This window comes from Pseudarthrobacter adonitolis (assembly GCF_055412845.1).
Genome location: NZ_JBVAYW010000005.1, coordinates 184,375 through 201,887 on the forward strand (window position 1 = coordinate 184,375; position 17,513 = coordinate 201,887).

Annotated in this window: 14 protein-coding genes and 1 pseudogene; 2 read left to right on the top strand and 13 right to left on the bottom strand. The window is 65.7% G+C overall.

Annotation, left to right across the window (positions count from 1 at the left end; genetic code table 11):
• Window positions 1-3 precede the first annotated feature (3 nt).
• The 8 genes from ACZYZ4_RS08190 to ACZYZ4_RS08225 all read right to left on the bottom strand — a co-directional run bounded on the left by ACZYZ4_RS08190 (window position 4) and on the right by ACZYZ4_RS08225 (window position 12,367).
• Window positions 4-834 (bottom strand): Fpg/Nei family DNA glycosylase, encoded by an 831-nt coding sequence (locus ACZYZ4_RS08190; RefSeq protein WP_463859809.1) that lies wholly within the window; start codon window positions 832-834, stop codon window positions 4-6.
• The gene (locus ACZYZ4_RS08195) at window positions 827-5,929 is read right to left on the bottom strand and encodes an ATP-dependent helicase (RefSeq protein ID WP_463859810.1); all 5,103 of its coding nucleotides are present in this window, start codon (window positions 5,927-5,929) and stop codon (window positions 827-829) included. Before ACZYZ4_RS08195 ends, ACZYZ4_RS08190 begins: the two co-directional genes overlap by 8 nt.
• Window positions 5,930-5,985: 56 nt before the next feature.
• On the bottom strand, window positions 5,986-7,524 hold the full coding sequence (locus tag ACZYZ4_RS08200; protein ID WP_463859812.1) for an FAD-dependent oxidoreductase: 1,539 nt from the start codon (window positions 7,522-7,524) through the stop codon (window positions 5,986-5,988).
• Window positions 7,525-7,566: 42 nt separating this feature from the next.
• On the bottom strand, window positions 7,567-8,187 hold the full coding sequence (locus ACZYZ4_RS08205) for a DUF4232 domain-containing protein (protein WP_463859814.1): 621 nt from the start codon (window positions 8,185-8,187) through the stop codon (window positions 7,567-7,569).
• Between the two features lie 104 nt (window positions 8,188-8,291).
• On the bottom strand, window positions 8,292-9,041 hold the full coding sequence (locus ACZYZ4_RS08210; RefSeq protein ID WP_463859816.1) for a YcnI family copper-binding membrane protein: 750 nt from the start codon (window positions 9,039-9,041) through the stop codon (window positions 8,292-8,294).
• 88 nt (window positions 9,042-9,129) lie between these two features.
• Window positions 9,130-9,753 (bottom strand): hypothetical protein, encoded by a 624-nt coding sequence (locus ACZYZ4_RS08215; protein ID WP_463859818.1) that lies wholly within the window; start codon window positions 9,751-9,753, stop codon window positions 9,130-9,132.
• A 75-nt stretch (window positions 9,754-9,828) separates the two neighbouring features.
• On the bottom strand, window positions 9,829-11,190 hold the full coding sequence (locus ACZYZ4_RS08220) for a hypothetical protein (RefSeq protein ID WP_463859820.1): 1,362 nt from the start codon (window positions 11,188-11,190) through the stop codon (window positions 9,829-9,831).
• Between the two features lie 70 nt (window positions 11,191-11,260).
• Entirely contained in the window at window positions 11,261-12,367 is a 1,107-nt protein-coding gene (locus ACZYZ4_RS08225; RefSeq protein WP_463859822.1) for an NAD(P)H-dependent flavin oxidoreductase, read from the bottom strand.
• A 420-nt stretch (window positions 12,368-12,787) separates the two neighbouring features.
• Between ACZYZ4_RS08225 and ACZYZ4_RS08230 the strand changes: the two genes are divergently transcribed.
• Entirely contained in the window at window positions 12,788-13,132 is a 345-nt protein-coding gene (locus tag ACZYZ4_RS08230; RefSeq protein ID WP_463859824.1) for a hypothetical protein, read from the top strand.
• A 505-nt stretch (window positions 13,133-13,637) separates the two neighbouring features.
• On the top strand, window positions 13,638-14,417 hold the full coding sequence (locus ACZYZ4_RS08235) for a type 1 glutamine amidotransferase domain-containing protein (protein ID WP_463859826.1): 780 nt from the start codon (window positions 13,638-13,640) through the stop codon (window positions 14,415-14,417).
• Between the two features lie 134 nt (window positions 14,418-14,551).
• Here ACZYZ4_RS08235 and ACZYZ4_RS08240 read toward each other — a convergent pair whose 3' ends face one another.
• The 5 genes and pseudogenes from ACZYZ4_RS08240 to ACZYZ4_RS08260 all read right to left on the bottom strand — a co-directional run bounded on the left by ACZYZ4_RS08240 (window position 14,552) and on the right by ACZYZ4_RS08260 (window position 17,510).
• Window positions 14,552-15,538, bottom strand: a complete 987-nt coding sequence (locus tag ACZYZ4_RS08240) for a trypsin-like serine peptidase (protein ID WP_463859828.1) — start codon at window positions 15,536-15,538, stop codon at window positions 14,552-14,554.
• Between the two features lie 255 nt (window positions 15,539-15,793).
• Window positions 15,794-16,093 carry an integrase core domain-containing protein gene (locus ACZYZ4_RS08245; RefSeq protein ID WP_463859830.1) on the bottom strand — a complete coding sequence of 100 codons (300 nt, stop codon included), beginning with the start codon at window positions 16,091-16,093 and terminating at the stop codon, window positions 15,794-15,796.
• Complete coding sequence (locus ACZYZ4_RS08250) at window positions 16,068-16,349, bottom strand: DDE-type integrase/transposase/recombinase (RefSeq protein ID WP_463859875.1); 282 nt, start codon at window positions 16,347-16,349, stop codon at window positions 16,068-16,070. The genes ACZYZ4_RS08245 and ACZYZ4_RS08250 overlap by 26 nt, the downstream gene beginning before the upstream one ends.
• An 88-nt stretch (window positions 16,350-16,437) precedes the next feature.
• A pseudogene (locus ACZYZ4_RS08255) lies at window positions 16,438-16,608 on the bottom strand (IS3 family transposase); the annotation flags it as partial.
• 5 nt (window positions 16,609-16,613) lie between these two features.
• Window positions 16,614-17,510 carry a hypothetical protein gene (locus tag ACZYZ4_RS08260; RefSeq protein WP_463859831.1) on the bottom strand — a complete coding sequence of 299 codons (897 nt, stop codon included), beginning with the start codon at window positions 17,508-17,510 and terminating at the stop codon, window positions 16,614-16,616.
• Window positions 17,511-17,513 lie beyond the last annotated feature (3 nt).

Sequence of the window (17,513 nt, forward strand, 5' to 3'; positions counted from 1 at the left end):
CGCTTAGGGCACCACTGGCTGGCACTGCGGGCAGAAATAGATGTCCCGTTCCTCCTCGCCGTTGGGTTTGCCCAGCACGCCGCGGCGGAGGGGGGTCCGGCATTTGAGGCACGGCTGGTGTTCGCGCCGGTAAACCCAATAGCCCGGACGGCCCGCCATCCGCCCCACGGGCATGCCTCGCGGATTGAGGACGGTCACCCGGCGTCCCGGGCCCACGTTGGCTTCGAGCAACTGCTTGGCATCCGTCATCAGGGTCCTGAGGTCGGAGACAGCTGAGACCGGAGTCGCCGGGTGCACGCCGGACAGGAAGCAGGCTTCGCAGCGATAGATGTTGCCGATGCCCGCCAGGTTGCGCTGGTCCAGCAGGGCGACGCCGATGGGTACGTCGGGTGCCGCGCAGATCCGCTGCTCTGCTTCGGCCAGGTCCCAGTCCGGACCCAGCAGGTCCGGGCCCAGGTGGCCCACAATGGTGTCCTCGTCCGAGGTGCGGACCACTTCCACGATACCCAGGGAAAATCCGACGGCGTCTGCCGCCGCTGTGCGCAGCACGCACCGGGCAGTGAATCCCGGCTTCCGCCAGCGTCCACCCGGCGGATAGACCTGCCAAGCGCCCTCCATTTTCAGATGCGAGTGGATAGTGAGTTTCCGCTCGTCCGGTCCCACCACGCGCATCAGGAGGTGTTTGCCGCGCGGGACCACTTCCTCCACGGTCCAGCCGGCCAGGTTGAGCGTGGCGAACCTCGGCACGCGGAAGTCCGACCCCGTGAGCGTCTGCCCCGCCAAGGCCTTGTGCAGTTCGGCGGCGGCCCGCCAGACGGAATCACCTTCAGGCACGGATCCTCAGACCCTTGGGCGTGGAGTATGCCCCGGCGGCGGCGAGTGCGCTTGCTACCGGTGTGTCCAGGATGCCGTGGCCGTTGACTTTCTCCATGATCAGCTTGTCCACCGCGCCCCGGGTGACCACACCCACCAAGGCTGCCCCCGCGGCTGACAGCACGGCCCTGTCCTCGCTGAAGGACAGCAGCGTTTTACCGCCCCGTTCCACGTAGAGGACCAGGGCGCCGTCCACCATAACCACCAGCGCGCCGGCTTTCCGCCCAGGCCGATGCCCCGTCCCGGCTTCCTCGTTGAGCGCCGGCCACGGGAGCGCCGCGCCATAGGGGTTAGCGGGATCCGTGGCCGCAAGGGCCAGCGCCATTGGCTCGGGCTTGGCGAGCTGAGTGTCCTCGGAATAGGAGCGCAGCCGGTCCACGGTTGCGGGGACAGCGAACTGTGCGGCCCCGAGGTGCTCGATGAAGTACCCGCGGCGGCAGCGTCCAGCCTCCTCCAGCCGGGCCAGCACCTTGTACATCAGGCCGAACCCACCCAGGATCTGCTCCGCCATGACCGATCCCCGCGTCACCACGCCATACCGGTCCAGCAGCAGTTCAGCGGTGGCACGGGCGTGGATGGTGGCGTCGAGTTCGGGAGAGGGCAGGGCAGACCAACGCCCCGCGGCCAGCGGGGGTGTCGCCGCCGTGCCCGACAACGAGCCGTACCGTCCGCCGCCCAGCGCAGGGGAGCTCAGTCCCGGGGAGCCCAACCCGGGCGATCCAAGTAGGCCAGAGCCGTGCGAGCGACCGAGCCGGCTCAGCCTGGGGGCACGGGCGCGGGGCGAGCGGGCCACTTGGCGGTGCGCCGTGTGGCCGCCGGCGATGAGGGCGCGGACAGGGGCGAAGGTGTCGCCGGTGATGCGGCCCGCCCACGCCAGATCCCACAGCGCGGACACCACTTCCTGGTCGCTGAGCACCGAGTCCATGCCACCGGCAACGTCCTTCAGTTGGCGGAAGAAATAACCGCCGCCGTTGTTCCTCAGGTGGTCAAGCAGCCGTTGCTGCGAGTCTCCGGGTTCATATTCGACGGCGGGATTCAGCGTCAGTTCGGCGGAATCGGCCAGGTGGAGGCTGACCCAGCCGTCGTTTCCAGGCAGCGCTCCGGCCCCGGACCAGAGGAGCTCACCTGCGGCCATGAGCTCGTCGAGCATGGCGGGCTGGTAGTTCGAAACCCTGCTGGCCAGGACCAGTGGCTCCCACGCCGAAGCAGGTACCGGCACGCCGGAAAGCTGGTCGATCGCGGTGACAATACCGTCCAGACCCCGCAGGGACGGCTGCCCGCGCCCGGCGCCCGGCGTACGGACATGCTGCCAGGCCGGCAGGAAACGCCCATAGGCTGCGGCGTCCACGGGTTCCACTTCGGCGCGCAGTGCTGCGAGCGAACGACGCCGGAGCTTGCGGAGCACTTCGGCATCGCACCATTCGCTGGTGGTGGGGGCGGGAAGGTGCGTCTGCGTGGATTCTGTCGGGAACGGCTGAGCCGTTTGGACATTCTCAACCGGTGTTTCGTCCAATGGCCCATAGCTGGCCACCTGTTCCGGCGGGGCGGTGTGCGGGCGGAACTCGCCTTCCACCACCCGGCCGTCCGCGGCGAGCCGTTTCAGCGCAGTGCTGACCACGGCGACGCCGAGCCCCAACCGGGCCGCGGCCTCCGCCGAGGTGAAGGGTCCGTGCGTACGCGCGTACCGGGAAACCAGGTCGCCCAGGGGGTCTGCCACCGGTTCGATGAAGGCAAGGGGAACGCCCATGGGCAGCGGAACGCCGATGGCATCACGAAGCCGGGCGGCATCCTCGACGGCGGCGTAGCGCTCAGCCCCGCCGATGTTGACCTTGATGGCCCGGTTGGCCCGCAGCAGTGCGGTCAGGTGCGTCGTGGCCAGTGGGGTATCGGCATGCTGGGTTTCGACAGGCTCAACCACGGGCGCAGCCTCCAATCGTGCGGCGACTTCTTCCGGGGTCAGTGGACCCAGCAACCTGAGAAGATCGGCGACGCCTTCCATGCCTCTGGCCCGGCGGTCCGGCGCAAGGCGCTGGAGTTCAAGCTCGGTGGCGTCGATGACCTTCGCGTCGAGCAGTTCGCGGAGCTCAACGCGGCCGAGCAGCTCGTTCAGGAGCGTTGAGTCCAGGGCCAGGGCTGCGGCCCGGCGCTCGGCCAGGGGCGAGTCGCCTTCGTACAGGAACTGGGCCACATAGCCGAACAGCAGTGACTTGGCGAACGGCGACGGCTGCTGCGTGGTGGTCTGCACGATCCTGAGTTCGCGGCGTTCCACCGAGGCCGCAATGTCCTTCAGGGCCGGAAGGTCGTATACGTCCTGGAGGCATTCGCGGACGGTTTCCAGCACGATGGGGAACGTGGGGTATTTCCGTGCGACGTCGAGCAGCTGCGCGGACCGTTGGCGCTGCTGCCAGAGGGGCTGCCGCTTGCCGGGAGTTTGCCGGGGCAGCAGCAGGGCACGCGCGGCGCACTCCCGGAAACGCGAGGCGAAGAGCGCACTGCCGCCCACCTCGGCCGTGACAATTTGCTCCAGCTCATCGGGATCAAACAGGAACAGCTCGGCACCGGGCGGCTCGTCCTCCATCATGGGAACCCGCAGCACGATGCCGTCGTCAGCCGCCATGGCCGACCCGTCCATGCCGTACCGCTGGTGCAGTCGCTGCCCGACGGCGAGTGCCCAGGGAGCGTGCACCGGCATCCCGAACGGGCTGTGCAGGATCACCCGCCAATCGCCCAGCTCGTCATGGAAACGTTCCACCACCAGGGTGGTGTCGCAGGGGACCACCTCGGTGGCGAGCTTCTGTTCACTGAGGTACTGGATCAGGTTGTTCGCGGCGAATTCATCCAGCCCGCTGGCCTTGCAGCGTTCGGTGGCAGGGCCGACGTCGGACGCGGACAGCTCACGCACGAAGGCGCCCAGCGCACGGCCCAGGTCAACGGGCCGCCCCAGCGAGTCACCCTTCCAGAAGGGAAGTTTGCCGGGCTGGCCAAAGGCGGGGGAGACCAGGACGCGGTCATGAGTGATGTCCTCGATCTTCCAACTGGTGGCGCCCAGCGCAAAAATGTCACCCACCCGGGACTCGTAGACCATCTCCTCGTCCAGTTCGCCCACGCGACGGCCGCCCTTCGCGGGCGACGCGGCGGGTTTGCCATCAGCGCCCGGCGCACCGGATCCTTCCACCTCGGTGCCGATGATGTACACACCGAAGAGGCCGCGGTCTGGGATGGTGCCGCCGGACGTCACGGCAAGCCGTTGGGCCCCGGGCCTGCCTTCGATGGTTCCGGCGTTCCGGTCCCAGATGATCCGGGGCCGCAGCTCGGCGAATTCATCGGACGGATACCGGCCGGCCAGCAGGTCAAGGGTTGCCTCGTAGGCGGACCGGGGGAGGGACGCGAACGGGGCGGACCGCCGGACAGTGGCGAACCATTCCTCTACATCGATGCTGCCCAGGGCGGTGGCCGCGACGGTCTGCTGGGCCAGGATGTCCAGCGGATTGGCCGGGACAGAGAGCCGCTCGATCTTCCCCTCGAGCATCCGCTCCACGGTGATGGCCGTGTGCACCAGGTCTGCCCGGTGCTTGGGAAACAGCACTCCCTGCGAAATTTCTCCCACCTGGTGACCGGCGCGGCCCACACGTTGGAGTCCGCTGGCCACCGACGGCGGTGATTCCACCTGCACCACGAGGTCCACGGCGCCCATGTCGATGCCGAGTTCCAGGGACGAAGTGGCCACGACGCAGCGCAGGCGGCCGGACTTGAGGTCGTCCTCAATGATCGCCCGTTGGTCCTTGGAAACGGAGCCGTGGTGGGCGCGGGCCAGCAGGGGATCGGCTCCCGCCGTGCTGCCGGCCTGGGCCATCATGTGGGCCGGCGTTGCGGTGGAAGCGGGAACGGAAGCAGAACTAAATACAGGGGCGCCGGGCGGAAACCCGGGGTCTGCAGCACCAGCGGCAGGCGAGTCCCAGCCGCCGCCGACGGCGATCAGTTGCCGTTCGGCGTAGATCTCATTAAGGCGGGCGGTGAGGCGCTCCGCAAGCCGGCGTGAGTTGGCGAAAACGATCGTGGACTGGTTGGCCAGCACCAGGTCAACGATCTTTTCCTCCACATGGGGCCAGATCGAGGCCTGAGGCTGCAGCCCTGACGCGGGACCGGAGTCGAAGGCGCCCGCGGCGCCCGGGAGATCCGACATGTCCTCCACCGGGACGGCCACGGTGAGGTCCCAGTTCTTCCGCGACGGCGGGGACACGATTTCCACAGGCGCGGAACCGGCCAGGAACTGAGCCACGAGCTCGCGGGGCTCCACGGTGGCGGAGAGCCCGATCCGCTGGGCGGGCTTGGGTAGCAGCGCATCCAGCCGTTCCAGGGAGACCGCCAAGTGCGCGCCACGCTTGGTTCCGGCGACGGCATGGACCTCGTCAACGATGATGGTGTCCACCTCGGCGAGGGTCTCGCGCGCCTTGGAGGTGAGCATCAGGAACAGCGATTCCGGCGTGGTGATGAGGATGTCCGGCGGGTTGCTCAACAGGGAGCGACGGTCCGCCGTCGTGGTGTCACCGGACCGGACCCCCACGGTGATCAGGGGTGCCGGAAGTCCCAGCCGCTTGGCAGTCTGGGTGATCCCGATCAGGGGCGAGCGGAGGTTGCGTTCCACGTCCACGCCGAGGGCCTTCAGCGGCGAGATATACAGGACGCGGGTCTTGCGTTTGAGCGGACGGGGGCGCTTTCCTTTGACGGGCGCTTTGACGGGCGCTTTGACTGTCCCCTTGAAGGGCCCACTGACCGGCACAGCATCCAGGCCGGGCAATTCCGGGTCAGGGGCCGGCGCGTCAACTAGCAAACGATCCAGGGCCCAGAGGAACGCCGCGAGGGTCTTGCCTGAACCGGTGGGGGCCACCACCAGCGCGTGCGAGCCGGACGAGATGGCGTTCCAGGCTCCGGTCTGGGCAGGTGTCGGCTCGGCAAAGGCGCCCAGGAACCAGTCCCGTGTGGGCCGGCTGAAACGGCCCATGGGAGTGCCGGGAAGGACGTCCGGCTCCGCTCCCGGCGGTTGGTGCTCCTGCATTCCTCCATCATGCCCTACCCCACCGACAGTATTGCCGGCCCCTCTGGAGGCGCGGATCAACCCTGCTCGAGCCTCGGAAGATCCCTGGTGGCGGGTCCTTCGAGAAGCTTGCCGTCGGGGCTGAAGCGCGAACCGTGGAGGGGGCAGTCCCAGGTCAGTTCGCTGTCGTTCCAGTGGACAATCCCGCCCAGATGCGTGCAGACGGCGGAGAGCCTGCACGTGGTGCCGTCCACTGTGGAGACCGCCGCCGGCCGGGCGCCGTCGCGGTAAACCTTCGCGTCGCCGTCGGCCGGTACGGGACCTCCGGCGGTTGAGCCCATCGAAACCCCGGTTTCGATGGGCTCAACCGCCGACTTGCCAATCGCCAGCTTCCCCCAGTCGGTGGCCAGCCGCGCCGCCACGCCCGCGTTTACGGCGACGGCGGTCAGCGCCCCGCCAGGGGACGTCACGCGGTGATGGATCGTGTTGGCCCAGCGGAGGCTGCCGCCGAGCACGTCCGCGGAGATGCCCAGGGCGGCGGCCACCGCGTTGGTCATGCCCCATTTGTTGTAACCGGTGCCGACGAAGATGTGGCCCCGGCCCCGGGGCAGTTTGCCAAAGAAGGGCATGAGGTTCGTGGCCTGGTAGTCCTGGGCCGACCACGTGTGGGTGGCTACCGCGCCCGGGAAGTGCCCGGTAGCCCAGTCCAGCAGACCCGACAGATGGGACTTTTCCGATTCGGTCCGCCCCACCTGATGCCCGTGCCCGCCGACCAGCAGGAACTTGCGGCCGTCAGCCTCATAGTCGCGCAGCGAATGGGTGGGTTCCTCGGCGGAAAGGTACATTCCGGGCGGCGCGGTGACTCCGGCGGGCAGTTCCAGGGCCGCGGCGTAGGAGCGCAGGGGCTTGAGTTTGGTGAAGTAGAGCCCGCGGTCCAGGACGGGGATTCCGGTGGCCAGAACCACGTCGTTGGCGGTGACAGTGCCCTGGTCCGTGTGGACAGTTAATGGTCCGCTCCCGGAGACATTCCGCAGCCGGGTCCCGCCCACTACGCTGCCGCCGCGGGCCCGGACGTCCCTTAGTAAGGCACCCATGACGTCCATGGGATTGATCTGGGCCTGATCGGTCAGCAGGAGGGCGCCTTGGATGGGGAATGGGAGGCGTGCATCGCGCACGTACTCGACGTCCAGGCCGGCGGTGGTCGCTGCGCCGAGTTCCTCAAGCAGGCGTTCGGTCCCCTGGGCGGTGGTGGCGTACGTGTAAGCATCCCGGGGCTGATACGGCACGTGGTGTTCGTCGAGGTAGCGGAGCAGCCACGACTGCCCCTCCCGGTTGGCCTCCACATAGGCCCCAACCTGCTTCTGCGCATACTGCCTAGCCAGGCCGGACAGGACTGTCCCCTGCAGCAGACTGACTTTCGCCGTTGTGTTTCCCGTGGTCACGGCCCCGGGAAACCTGGCGTCCAGGACCAGGACTCGCTGCCCGGACCTGGCCAGCAGCAGTGCGGTGACCAGCCCGGTCAGCCCTGCCCCCGCCACCACGGTGTCGTAGCTGCTGCCTGCCTCGAACGTGTCAGAGCTGAAGGATTGCCCGCGGTCCAACCAGAACGACGTCATGGAAACTAAGTGTACTTATCATGGCCCGTCGGGCCCAGAGCATCAGGCGGGCTGGAAAGCTCCGACGCTCAGGAGGGTGATGTTGGCGTTGCTGCACGCGCTGGTGGGCTGCGGCAGGAACAACGACGCCGTGTCTTCGGGCGGGTAGATGCGGTAACCGGCCGCGTCCGTCAGCATGCAGTCGCTGTAATTCGCGGCCTGGGTGTAGCGGAGCACGGCGGATCCGGTCTGGCCCGGCGCAAGCAGGACGTCCGCTACGAGGGTGGCTTCGTCGCGGGTCGCCGCCGCGCCAATCGGTGCACCGTCGGCGTTGGCGGCCAGCGACACCCCCGGGTAGCCCTTGAGCAGGCAGGGCGCCGTGCCCGTATTCGTGAGGTTCAGCTTCATGTAGACGCTGCCCGCCGCGCCCCCGCCGGACGCATCGGTAGCCGCCGACAGTGTGGCCGCTTTACAGAGCGCGGGACCGGCCTGAGTGGTGCCGGACGACGACGGCGACTGGGACGCGTCCGGAGACGCCGGCGTGGTGGACGGGCTGGCGGAGTTGGTCCCCGGCGTCGTCCCCTGCGCCTGCGGCTGGCTCGGTCCGCAGGCGGTGAGCATCAGCGCCGCCGCCGCGACCGCCGTCGTAATAACAAACCCTAGTGAAATGCGCTGAGACGTCATGGCACCACCCTTGTTGCTGCTGTGACGGGAGTCAACGATGCCACGGGCAGGCGGGACGATTTGATGCCCGGATCGTGATCATCCGGGCATCAAATCCCGCGATGTTACGTGGCGGATTCCTGCCGGCGTTTTGAGCTGCTGCGAGCGAAGGCCACCCCGCCAAGGGCGAGTCCGCCGAGACCGGCAGCAAGTCCCGCCCAGCTGCGGGCGTCCGCGCCGCTGTCAGTCACCGCAGCTGGCTGCTCGGTGGCCGGCGGTTCGCTGGCGTGCGCCGCGGAAGCAGCGGCGCCGTGGCCGTCCGCGCTCGCCGTTTCGGTGATGGTGATGGACGGCGCAGGCGCCTTCAGGGAGTGCGGGTCCTGGCCGTCCTTGGCGATCTCCGACCAGTCAGTCTGCCCGGTTTCGCACGACTGCAGCGTGGGGAAGTAGAGCGTGGAGCCGGCCGCGTCGGGGAGCTTGACCGACAGCACCAGGGCATCGCGCAGCTCGTGCTCCAGCGGAGCCTTGGCCGTGTACACAATCTGGCTGGTGCGCTTGGTGATGGACGTGCCGTCGGCCAGTTTCTTCGGCTCAGCGAGCTGCTCGGTCACTTTTTCCACAGTCCAGTTGGGGTTCACCGTGGGCTGGGCGTCGTTGAGTTCGGCCGGCAGGGTGACGGCCACCTTGGTGGTGCCGGACTCCTCGCAGCCGTGCGGGATGCCGAAGGTGAGCAGGGCGTAGGAATTTGCGTCCGTCTTGTCCGGGGTGACGCCGACGTGGGCCGACGCGCCTGCTGCTGCGGCCAGGATCAGGGCGGCTGCGCCGCCGGCGGCTGCCGCCGCGGTGAGGGTACGGCGAAGGAATGTGGTGGTCATGGGGTTGCCTTTCGGACGCACGCCGGATGGGGGCGTGCGGAAGTACGGGGTGGGGCCCGCGGCCTGCGGAAGTGCGGTGCGGGCGGAGTTAGGAAAGTACGACGGCGGAAGGCGGGCCGCGCCGGCTGTGTTGCCTGAGGTTCCGCCAGGGGCGGAGGGGGAGAACCGCCGGTGGGCCAGGCACCGCACGCGGCGTGCCGGCGTCGGACGGTACTGCTTCGGGGAGCCGGACGAGGGGCCTCAGCCACGCGGCCAGTGCCCATAGTGCGGCTTCACCCTTGGCAAGCAGGAGGGCGCACGCGGCGGTTGCGAGCGCGTGGGTCAGGAGCATCAGGATGCCCGCGGATCCGGAATCGTGGACGTGTCCTGAAGCCGCGATTACTGGTGCGGCGGAGCCGGCAAGGTGGGTGTTATGGAGCCCGGAGGCAGCAGCGCTCACAGCCGTGCCCGACGAACTGAATGCAGTGAAGGCTTCGTGCAGGATGAACTGTCCCGCGCCGAGGACCGTGAGCATGTTCGGAAAATTGAGCCGCAGCCTCGTGGCGGTGGTGGCCGCGAGCACTGTCAGTGCGAGCACGGCCAGCAGGATGCTTGGGGAGGGAAGGTCGCCGCCGCCAGCCACGTGGGCACCGGCGGCAAGAGTCAGGATTCCCGTGGAGAGGGACGCAGCACGGAGGAAATGGAAAGGTGGCCGGGCATGGTTGGCGCGCACGGATCCTCCTTATTTCGGCCGCCGGTGACGGGCACCAGCTGCGTTATTCGAGTGTTCTTAGGCGACGTTCAGATTCTACCGGTCGTTGGGCGGTCGACCGGTCCGCGATGGGCCGTGCAGGGCGATCACGTTGGACATGGATTCTGTGGCGTCGGATGGCTCGTCTGCTAACTTCAAGAAGCCCATGGCCAGATCGAGGCACTGGATGGCCACCGGGGGAACGCGGTAATCCGTTGCCGCCTCCACCAATCCCAGTTCGGCGAGCAGGGACAGCTTCTGCTGTGCCTGCAGGGCTGCGAACGACGCGTAGATTTCCTCAAGTGCTATGTCCTTGAGTTCGGAGTCCTCAAATTCAGTGTCCTCGAGGTCTGGGTCCTCGAGAAAGGCGCCCTCAAGGTCCGGTGTCGCCATCCTGGCGAGTTCCGCCACGGGCATCGGTTCATCGGTGGTGCCATAGGTGAGGACGGCCGGCAGTGCCCCGGCCACCGCTTCCTGGTCCCACACCTGGTCCGCGTCGGTGAGTACTCCGACCAGGAGGACCACCGACAGCATCCGGCGGATGTGCAGCCGTTCCTCGATCCTCGTGCTGTTCCAGGCGGCCACTTCCGGGCCGGGAGTGGCTTTGGTGGATCCGAGCCTGATCAGGCCTGTCCCCACCATGGCTGACCAGATCTCGCGGAGTACCGGCACGTCGTGCATGGTTCCGACTTCCAGCAGCGTTTCGGGCTGGATTTCGGCTGTTTCCAGATCGAAAAGTGGCGCGGCTTGACCCGCACCACGCTTTCCACGGGCCTGGACTCCTACGGCTGCGGCTGCCGGCTCGATGTCCTTTAGACGCAGCGCGCCCGTACTGGTGATTTCCCTGCTGGTTCCGATCCACTCCAGGAGGGACGACGCACGCAGGATCAGCGGCATGGCATTGAACGCAGCCTCCTGGTGGTCGTCGCTGAGGTCAGGTACCTGGATAGCCGGCAGTTGCGGGACTGCCGCGGCGATACCGTTTCCCAGCGCTGAATGGAGGTCCTCGTAGGCGGCGTCCGTGCCGGTCCAGCGGCCGGTTTCTTTCAGGAAATGGATGTACGAGTGAAGGGCGAAATAGATGTCGTCGAAGGCCTCGTCCATTTCGTCGGGGTCCAACGACGCCGCAATTGCTCCGGCCGCCTGGTTCACGCTTCGACTGTCGATGGCGGTGGCCGAACTCGAACCGTTGATGGCGTGCTGCGCCGTGAGGAAGAGTTTGACCAGCTCGAGGCAGTCGAAGGCGCCGGCAGGATCAGGGTCTTCAGTCGCGTGCCACTGAATGAAGTCAAGAGCCATCGAATCAATCACCCGATGGTTCAGGACCAGCTGCAGGGGCATCTTGGGGGCCGAGGGTACAGCTTTGAGGTGCCGCCGGTCCTTGTCTCTGCTCTTGGATTTGCCGGTCTTTTTGGTCAAGGATTGCCTCCGGTGTCAACGGGCGCTCGCCCCAGGTTTGCTGCCTGGGATGACCGCGGATGTATCGAGCTTACAAAACCGGGCTGCCGGCGAGCAGTTCAGCGAGGACATCCGCGGCCGAGTCATGCCGGATCAGCGGTGTGGCCTGCCCCGCCCAAAGCGACATGAGTTCCGTGTTCCCCTGGGCAGCTGCCTCCGGCCGGAAGCGGCCGGTGAGCCAGTTCTGGGCTGGGAACGGGGCTATTCCACCCTCCGAGAGTCCGTCCTCCGCCAGTTTGGCCGCTGACAGTTCCGCGATGATGCGGTTGGGGATGCCGCGGGCAAGCCGTCCGCTGAGGGCTCTTGTCAGCACTGTTTCCCGCGCGGCCGGGCTGTGGAGGACGGCCCGGTATGCCGGAACGGCCGCAGACTCGCGGGTAGCCAGGAAAGCCGAGCCGACCTGGACCGCATCGGCGCCGAGGGCCCGTGCGGCAGCGTAGCCGCGGCGGTCCGCGATTCCCCCGGCCGCGATCACCGGGATCCTGACGGCATCCGCCACCTGCGGAACGAGTGCAAACGTTCCGATCAGGGACTCCTCCGCGGGCTTCAGGAACGAGACGCGGTGTCCGCCGGATTCCATGCCGCTGGCAACCACTGCGTCCACACCGCCAGCTTCCAGGGCCATGGCCTCCGCGACGGTGGTGGCGGTGCCCACCACGACTATTCCACGCCGGTGCGCCGCCTCGACCAGTTCCGGCGCGGGCACACCGAACACAAAGCTGACGACGGCGGGACCCGCGGCCAGGGTTGCCTCCACCTGCTCGTCGTAGTCGGGCAGGTAGCGGTCCGGCATGTGCGGAAGCGGCAGGCCCACTTCGTCAAAGTAGGGCTTCAGGGGTTCGAGGTACTGGGCGAAGTCCGCCTGGGGGAGCGACGTAGTTTCGTCGCCGGTGGGAATCCAGAGGTTGAGGGCGAACGGCTTCGCCGTTGCCTTCCTGAGCTCAGCTGCTGTGTTCCGGATGGCGTCGGCGCCGTAGCCGTAGAGGCCGTAGGAACCGAGCCCGCCGCCGTCGCTCACGGCTGCTGTCAGCTCCACGGAAGAGACGCCGCCGAAGGGGCCCAGCACCACCGGAACGTCCGTGCCGAACAGTTCGGTGATGCGGTTTGGCCGGGCGGAGGTGCTGTTCTCGGGCGTCATGCGGCGGCTCCTGGCAGGTCGTCGTTGGCTTCAGGACCCAGTCTCGCAGGGCTGGCGTCCGCTGCCCAACCTGTGGGTGCGGAGTCAGTCTGTTTCCGGGCCTGAGCAGTAGTGACAGTCGTCGGGGCACGTGTCGGTCACGGCTGGCTCCAAGGGAGTTCGAGGCCTCCGCCGACTTGGAAGAGTCTGCGGCCGCCCATTAGCGCGATTCGTCATCGAAGTCACGGTTTTCCTTAGAGATCGGGTGCCGGTCAGGTGTTCCGGTCCATTACATACAACCCGAACGGCTCTGGTCTGCTCAATGGAGAATGTGACCACTCTTGCCGCGCCCGTTTGTGCAGGCATCCAGTAGGGCCATGTACCGCGACAGGGGGCGGGGCTAGACTGCTCGCGTAAGTCGCCAACCACCTTCGGGAGCACATGATGAACTACTCAGGAACTGGCAACGAAAAAGCCACCCCGGCCAGCGAACTCAACAGGACCCACGTGGGTCAGACCGTCAGTTTTGAGCCAGACGAATTTACGCTGGTGTTCGGAAAAATCGCAGCCATTGCGCGCAAGGAAGGCGGCGTGACCATCGCCCTGCAGGGCGTCGAAGGAAGTGGCGGCCTGCAGTCCAGTTACAGCATTCCCGGGAGCCACCACGTGTTTTTGCAGCCCGACATGCTCACCAATACCGAGTCCACCATCAAGGACATCTTCGGCAAGGTCCAGGAGAACCTGCGCGGCGGGCACAAGGGAGACGACAGAACGGACAAGCTCTAACGGGGCACTGTCCGACGGGTACAGCAAAGGGGCCCTCGGTTCGCCACTCAGGAGTGGCAACCAAGGGCCTTGCTATTTGGCGGTGATGGGATTTGAACCATATAGTACCGCCCCCTTAGGTGGGACACCCGTAGAATCGTTGATTTTATGCGGCAGTAGCCTCCGTTTGCTCACGACCATTTACGCTGTCTGGCAGGTATTGGGACTGCCCCCGTCGACAAGATTCCGCACGGGCAAGGCCACCGCCCTCCGCGATTTCGGCCGCACCCCAAAGTTGGGGTTTGAGGACCAATGCTTGGGAAAGTCACGCTAAGCCGATCCCGCGTGGTAACGATGGGTACCTCGGTTCGTTGAGCGTGTATGGCTAAACATAAATATCTGGCTGCGGCCGAGGAGGCCTCGTACGGGCGATTCGAGGCGCAGACGACTACCACCGTCTCAGACGGGGAGGGAGGGTCCGAACTAGGCTGGGCGTAGGGTGGAAGTTAGACGAAAGGAACACTTCATGAAGAAAATCCTCATGGTACTGACCAGCGTTTCCGAGATCGGCGATACGGGAGAGAAGACCGGCTACAACGTGGCCGAAGCCGCACATCCCTGGAAGGTCTTCAAGGATTCCGGGCATTTTGTCGACTTTGCGTCCATCCAGGGCGGCCAGCCCCCGCGCGACGAGGTGGACTCAGAAGATCCCATCCAGGTCGCCTTCACGGAGGACGAGACCACGCGCGCCGGTCTCTACAACACTGCCCGCGTCGACGTCGTTGATCCCGAACAGTACGACGCCGTCTACCTCGTGGGCGGCCACGGCACCATGTGGGACTTCCCGGACAGCGAAGGCTTGCAGAATCTGGTGGCCAGCGTCTACAACGCCGGCGGCTTGGTGGGCGCGGTCTGCCACGGACCGGCCGGCCTGCTGAACGTGGAATTGGAGAACGGGCTTCGCCTTGTCGAGGGCCGGAAGGTGGCCGCTTTCACCAACGACGAGGAGGTTGCCGCAGGGAAGGACAAGGTCATCCCGTTCTTTTTGGCAGACCGACTTGAGGAACAGGGCGCCACCCACGTCTCCGCTGATGTCTTTGAGGAGAAGGTCGTGGTTGACGACCGGCTGGTGACCGGCCAGAACCCGGCCTCAGCCGCCGGCGTGGCCAAGGAGATGGAAAAGCTCTTGGCAGAGGTTATCCACCAGGAAAAGGCCGAGGAACAGCACGAGACGGAGGCTCTGCGCGCCGAGAAGGACGCCGAGAAGAACGCCAAGAAGGCTGCTGCGGCAGGCACCGAGCACTAACGCCCGCAGCGCACTGAAACCGGCGGCCGCCCCGACTACGGGGCGGCCGCCGGTCGGCGTACGTGAATCGCACATACTTCAGAGCGTTCCGTTGGTGGTCTTCAGCGCATGGATTTATGGGAGCCGGTGCCCTGTTAGAGCGCTGAAGATGCAGTGTTGTAGGTCTGCTGGATCGCCGAGCCCCAATACGGGCCGTACATCTTCGTGGAATTGCTGCCATAGCCGTAGCTGTTGACCGAGTTCTGGTAACCGCCGGAGCTATTGCCGATGAACCACGGACCGCCCGAGGAACCACCTGTCATGTTGCACGGGATCCCCTGGGAGTTGAACTGGGGGTTGTTGGGATCGTTCGTGGCTGTTCCGGTGCAGCTCTTCAGAGATTCCCCGTTGAATGGTGACGCTGCCGGATAGCCGAAAGCTTTGTAGGCCAGACCGCGCGCGGCGTTGAAGTTTACGCCGGAAGCCCCGACGACGTCGGCGAGGTTGCGGCCGTTCAGAGGAGCCATGACGGCGAAGCCGGTGTCGTATTGCATACTGCCTGAGGAGCTCCACTGAGTGGGGGCATAAAGGGCTTTTGCCGTCCATTTGCCGTAAGGGGCCGCACCGTTAAGGTATGCAGGAACAAACGTGAACCGTGTGGCGAAGGCGCCGGGGCCTTCATTGAGGCAGTGCCCAGCGGTGGAGACGGTGTTTCTATTGGTGGAGGCCACCGAGTTTGCCGAGCAGACGTAGTCTGCGCCGCCGAGAGTGAAGAACACCTTGCCGATGTGAGACACCGGGTTTTCGCTCGCGTTGGCTAATGGCTGGACAGTCGGGGCGGACCCCTTGGTCTTCGTCTCGGCTCCTTGCACGACGTGTTCTGCAGCGTCCGCTTTATTGGCCTTTTGTCGCTCCATTGCTTTTTTTGCCAGTACGTCTCCGGCTATCGCTGCACGCATTCGCTCAGCGGTCCAGTAGCTGGGGTCAATGGAGTCGGTAATCGTCGAGCCGCTGACGCCGTCAGCGTCCTTGTTGACTGGCGTTGTGGGAGCCGCAGTGGCTCCCCCTGCCGAGCAAAGTGCGATTAGTGCCGCAGTCGTTAGGCTCATAAGGCTTGTGGCCAGAGTCCTGGTGCTTGTCATAGCTATCCTATTGGTCGCGTGAAACGGATACGGGTGGGATCCGCTGGGACCGTACGAACCTATCGACGTATGACAAATTTGTAAATACTCAGTTGACTATTGTCAAAAGTTTTTGTTGGTGGCGGCCCCTGTTTGGAGCCAGGTTGCTGAGCAGTTGCAGTATCGGTACTTTCCCGAGCATTACGGGTGGTACGCCGGGCGAGATGAGGCCACCCCTCGGATCATAAGGAAAGGGCGGGTGAACCGTCCCGGGAATCATGCCGCCTGTTTGTTCGCGGCGTCGTCGGGTAACAGGCCGGTTCGTAGATCATAATATGTCTGCTCATACTCCTCAGGGGTCTGGTGATCCAGGGCAGAATGCAGGCGTTCATTGTTGTACCAGTGGACCCACTCGAAGACGATCTCCATCACGTCGGTTTCGGTCTTCAACGCCCCGGTGCGGAACGGTGAATCCCTCGCAATCGCCTCGTTCTTGAACAGCCCCATCACAGTTTCGGCGGCAGCGTTGTCATAGGCGTCACCGACGCTGTCAATGGACGGTTGCAGGCCCTCCAAGGCCAGCGTGTCGGTGTACCGGATTGAGGTGTACTGGCTGCCCGCATCTGAATGATGGATCAGTCCGGCCGGTGCCGGGCGTCCGGTGTGTTGCCGCCGCCACAGGGCAAATGCGCAGGCAGTGTTCGACGAAGGCGGTGTCCTTGATGGTTGAGGTTTCCCAGCCGACGATCGCCCGAGAGTACGGGTCGATGACCAGGACGACGTAGACGAATCCGGAGTAGACCGGAACGTAGGTGAAATCGGTCACCCAGATCTGGCGGGGCGGTGAAGTACCTGTTCAACAGGTCGCCGGCGCGGCGGCCGTCCTTGCCAGGGATTGTGGTGCGGGTCTTGCGGCCTCTGATGAGGCCGTTCATGCCCTCTTCGCGCATGAGCCGGTCCACTGTGTGTTTGGAGGCTTCCGGGAAGCCGCTACGGCGCAGCCACTGCGTCATCTTCCGCCGTCCGTAGATGATCTCGGGCCGGCGGCGTCCCCTCGCGTCGGGGACCTTCAGGGCGCCGGAGTGCGTCATTACATCTAGGTGGCGACTGTCCTGCCAATGTACGCACCGCCACCGCTTGAAAGTCGCAAGGTGCGGGCAACGGTCCTATCGGCGAGGCGATGGAATCTGGCGCAAGGAAAAGTCTTAGCGATGGCGGCCGTTCGCGGCTGGATGGCAGAAAGAATTATGTCCCGGACGCCCGTCGAAGCCGGCAACGTATCCCATTGATGACCCAGCAGCCGAACCGTGGACGGGCTCAGGTGCAATAGGTCCACGGGCGATTCGCGGATGTGGTGCAGGAGCTTCGCGCCGCTGGTGGCCTCGTCGTCGTTGACCATGTCGACGGTCCCTCCGTTGGCAAGCACCGACCAAGTTTCCAGGACTGATACTTCGTCGCAGGCTGCCGCGATCCCCAGGACAGTCCGGCCGGAGATTTTGAAGCTATGTTCAGCATTCGCGACAGAGCCTCCGAGCTGTTCGCGCGTGTGTGGTTTGGCGCACTTGGACGGTGATGTCCCAGAGCCTGCAAAGATCAGCGACGGCGCTGCGGGTTGCTGCGGCCCACCCTTGCCGGTCAAACCTGTGGAGCAATATCTCCCGTCAGGGTTAAGGACTCCCACGATCCTTGCCCGCACGAACGACTCGTCCACGAGCAGGGGCTCGCCGCGGTCAGCGAAGACCATCACTGTGCTCCCAATAGACCAGAGGGCACCAATATCCACGACGGCGTCGATACCCCGTTGTACCTGGAGTGCCACCGTGTTGCCGGCTCTCACCCCCTTGAGCTGCAGGTCTCTGGCCCGTGCGTCGATCATGCTCATCAGGGCGGCGTAAGGGTAGTCGTTGCAGCACCAGCGGATAGCTGTCTTCCCAGGGTGTTTGCTGGCCTGTTCACGGATACCGGCGAGGACCGGGTGGGGCGTGAACGACACCGG

What these genes read in the sequence shown, in the direction of transcription:
- ACZYZ4_RS08195 (WP_463859810.1), bottom strand. Translation starts at nt 5,929, where the DNA reads ATGCAGGAGCACCAACCGCCGGGAGCGGAGCCGGACGTCCTTCCCGGC.
- ACZYZ4_RS08200 (WP_463859812.1), bottom strand. Translation starts at nt 7,524, where the DNA reads ATGACGTCGTTCTGGTTGGACCGCGGGCAATCCTTCAGCTCTGACACG.
- ACZYZ4_RS08205 (WP_463859814.1), bottom strand. Translation starts at nt 8,187, where the DNA reads ATGACGTCTCAGCGCATTTCACTAGGGTTTGTTATTACGACGGCGGTC.
- ACZYZ4_RS08210 (WP_463859816.1), bottom strand. Translation starts at nt 9,041, where the DNA reads ATGACCACCACATTCCTTCGCCGTACCCTCACCGCGGCGGCAGCCGCC.
- ACZYZ4_RS08225 (WP_463859822.1), bottom strand. Translation starts at nt 12,367, where the DNA reads ATGACGCCCGAGAACAGCACCTCCGCCCGGCCAAACCGCATCACCGAA.
- ACZYZ4_RS08230 (WP_463859824.1), top strand. Translation starts at nt 12,788, where the DNA reads ATGATGAACTACTCAGGAACTGGCAACGAAAAAGCCACCCCGGCCAGC.
- ACZYZ4_RS08235 (WP_463859826.1), top strand. Translation starts at nt 13,638, where the DNA reads ATGAAGAAAATCCTCATGGTACTGACCAGCGTTTCCGAGATCGGCGAT.
- ACZYZ4_RS08240 (WP_463859828.1), bottom strand. Translation starts at nt 15,538, where the DNA reads ATGACAAGCACCAGGACTCTGGCCACAAGCCTTATGAGCCTAACGACT.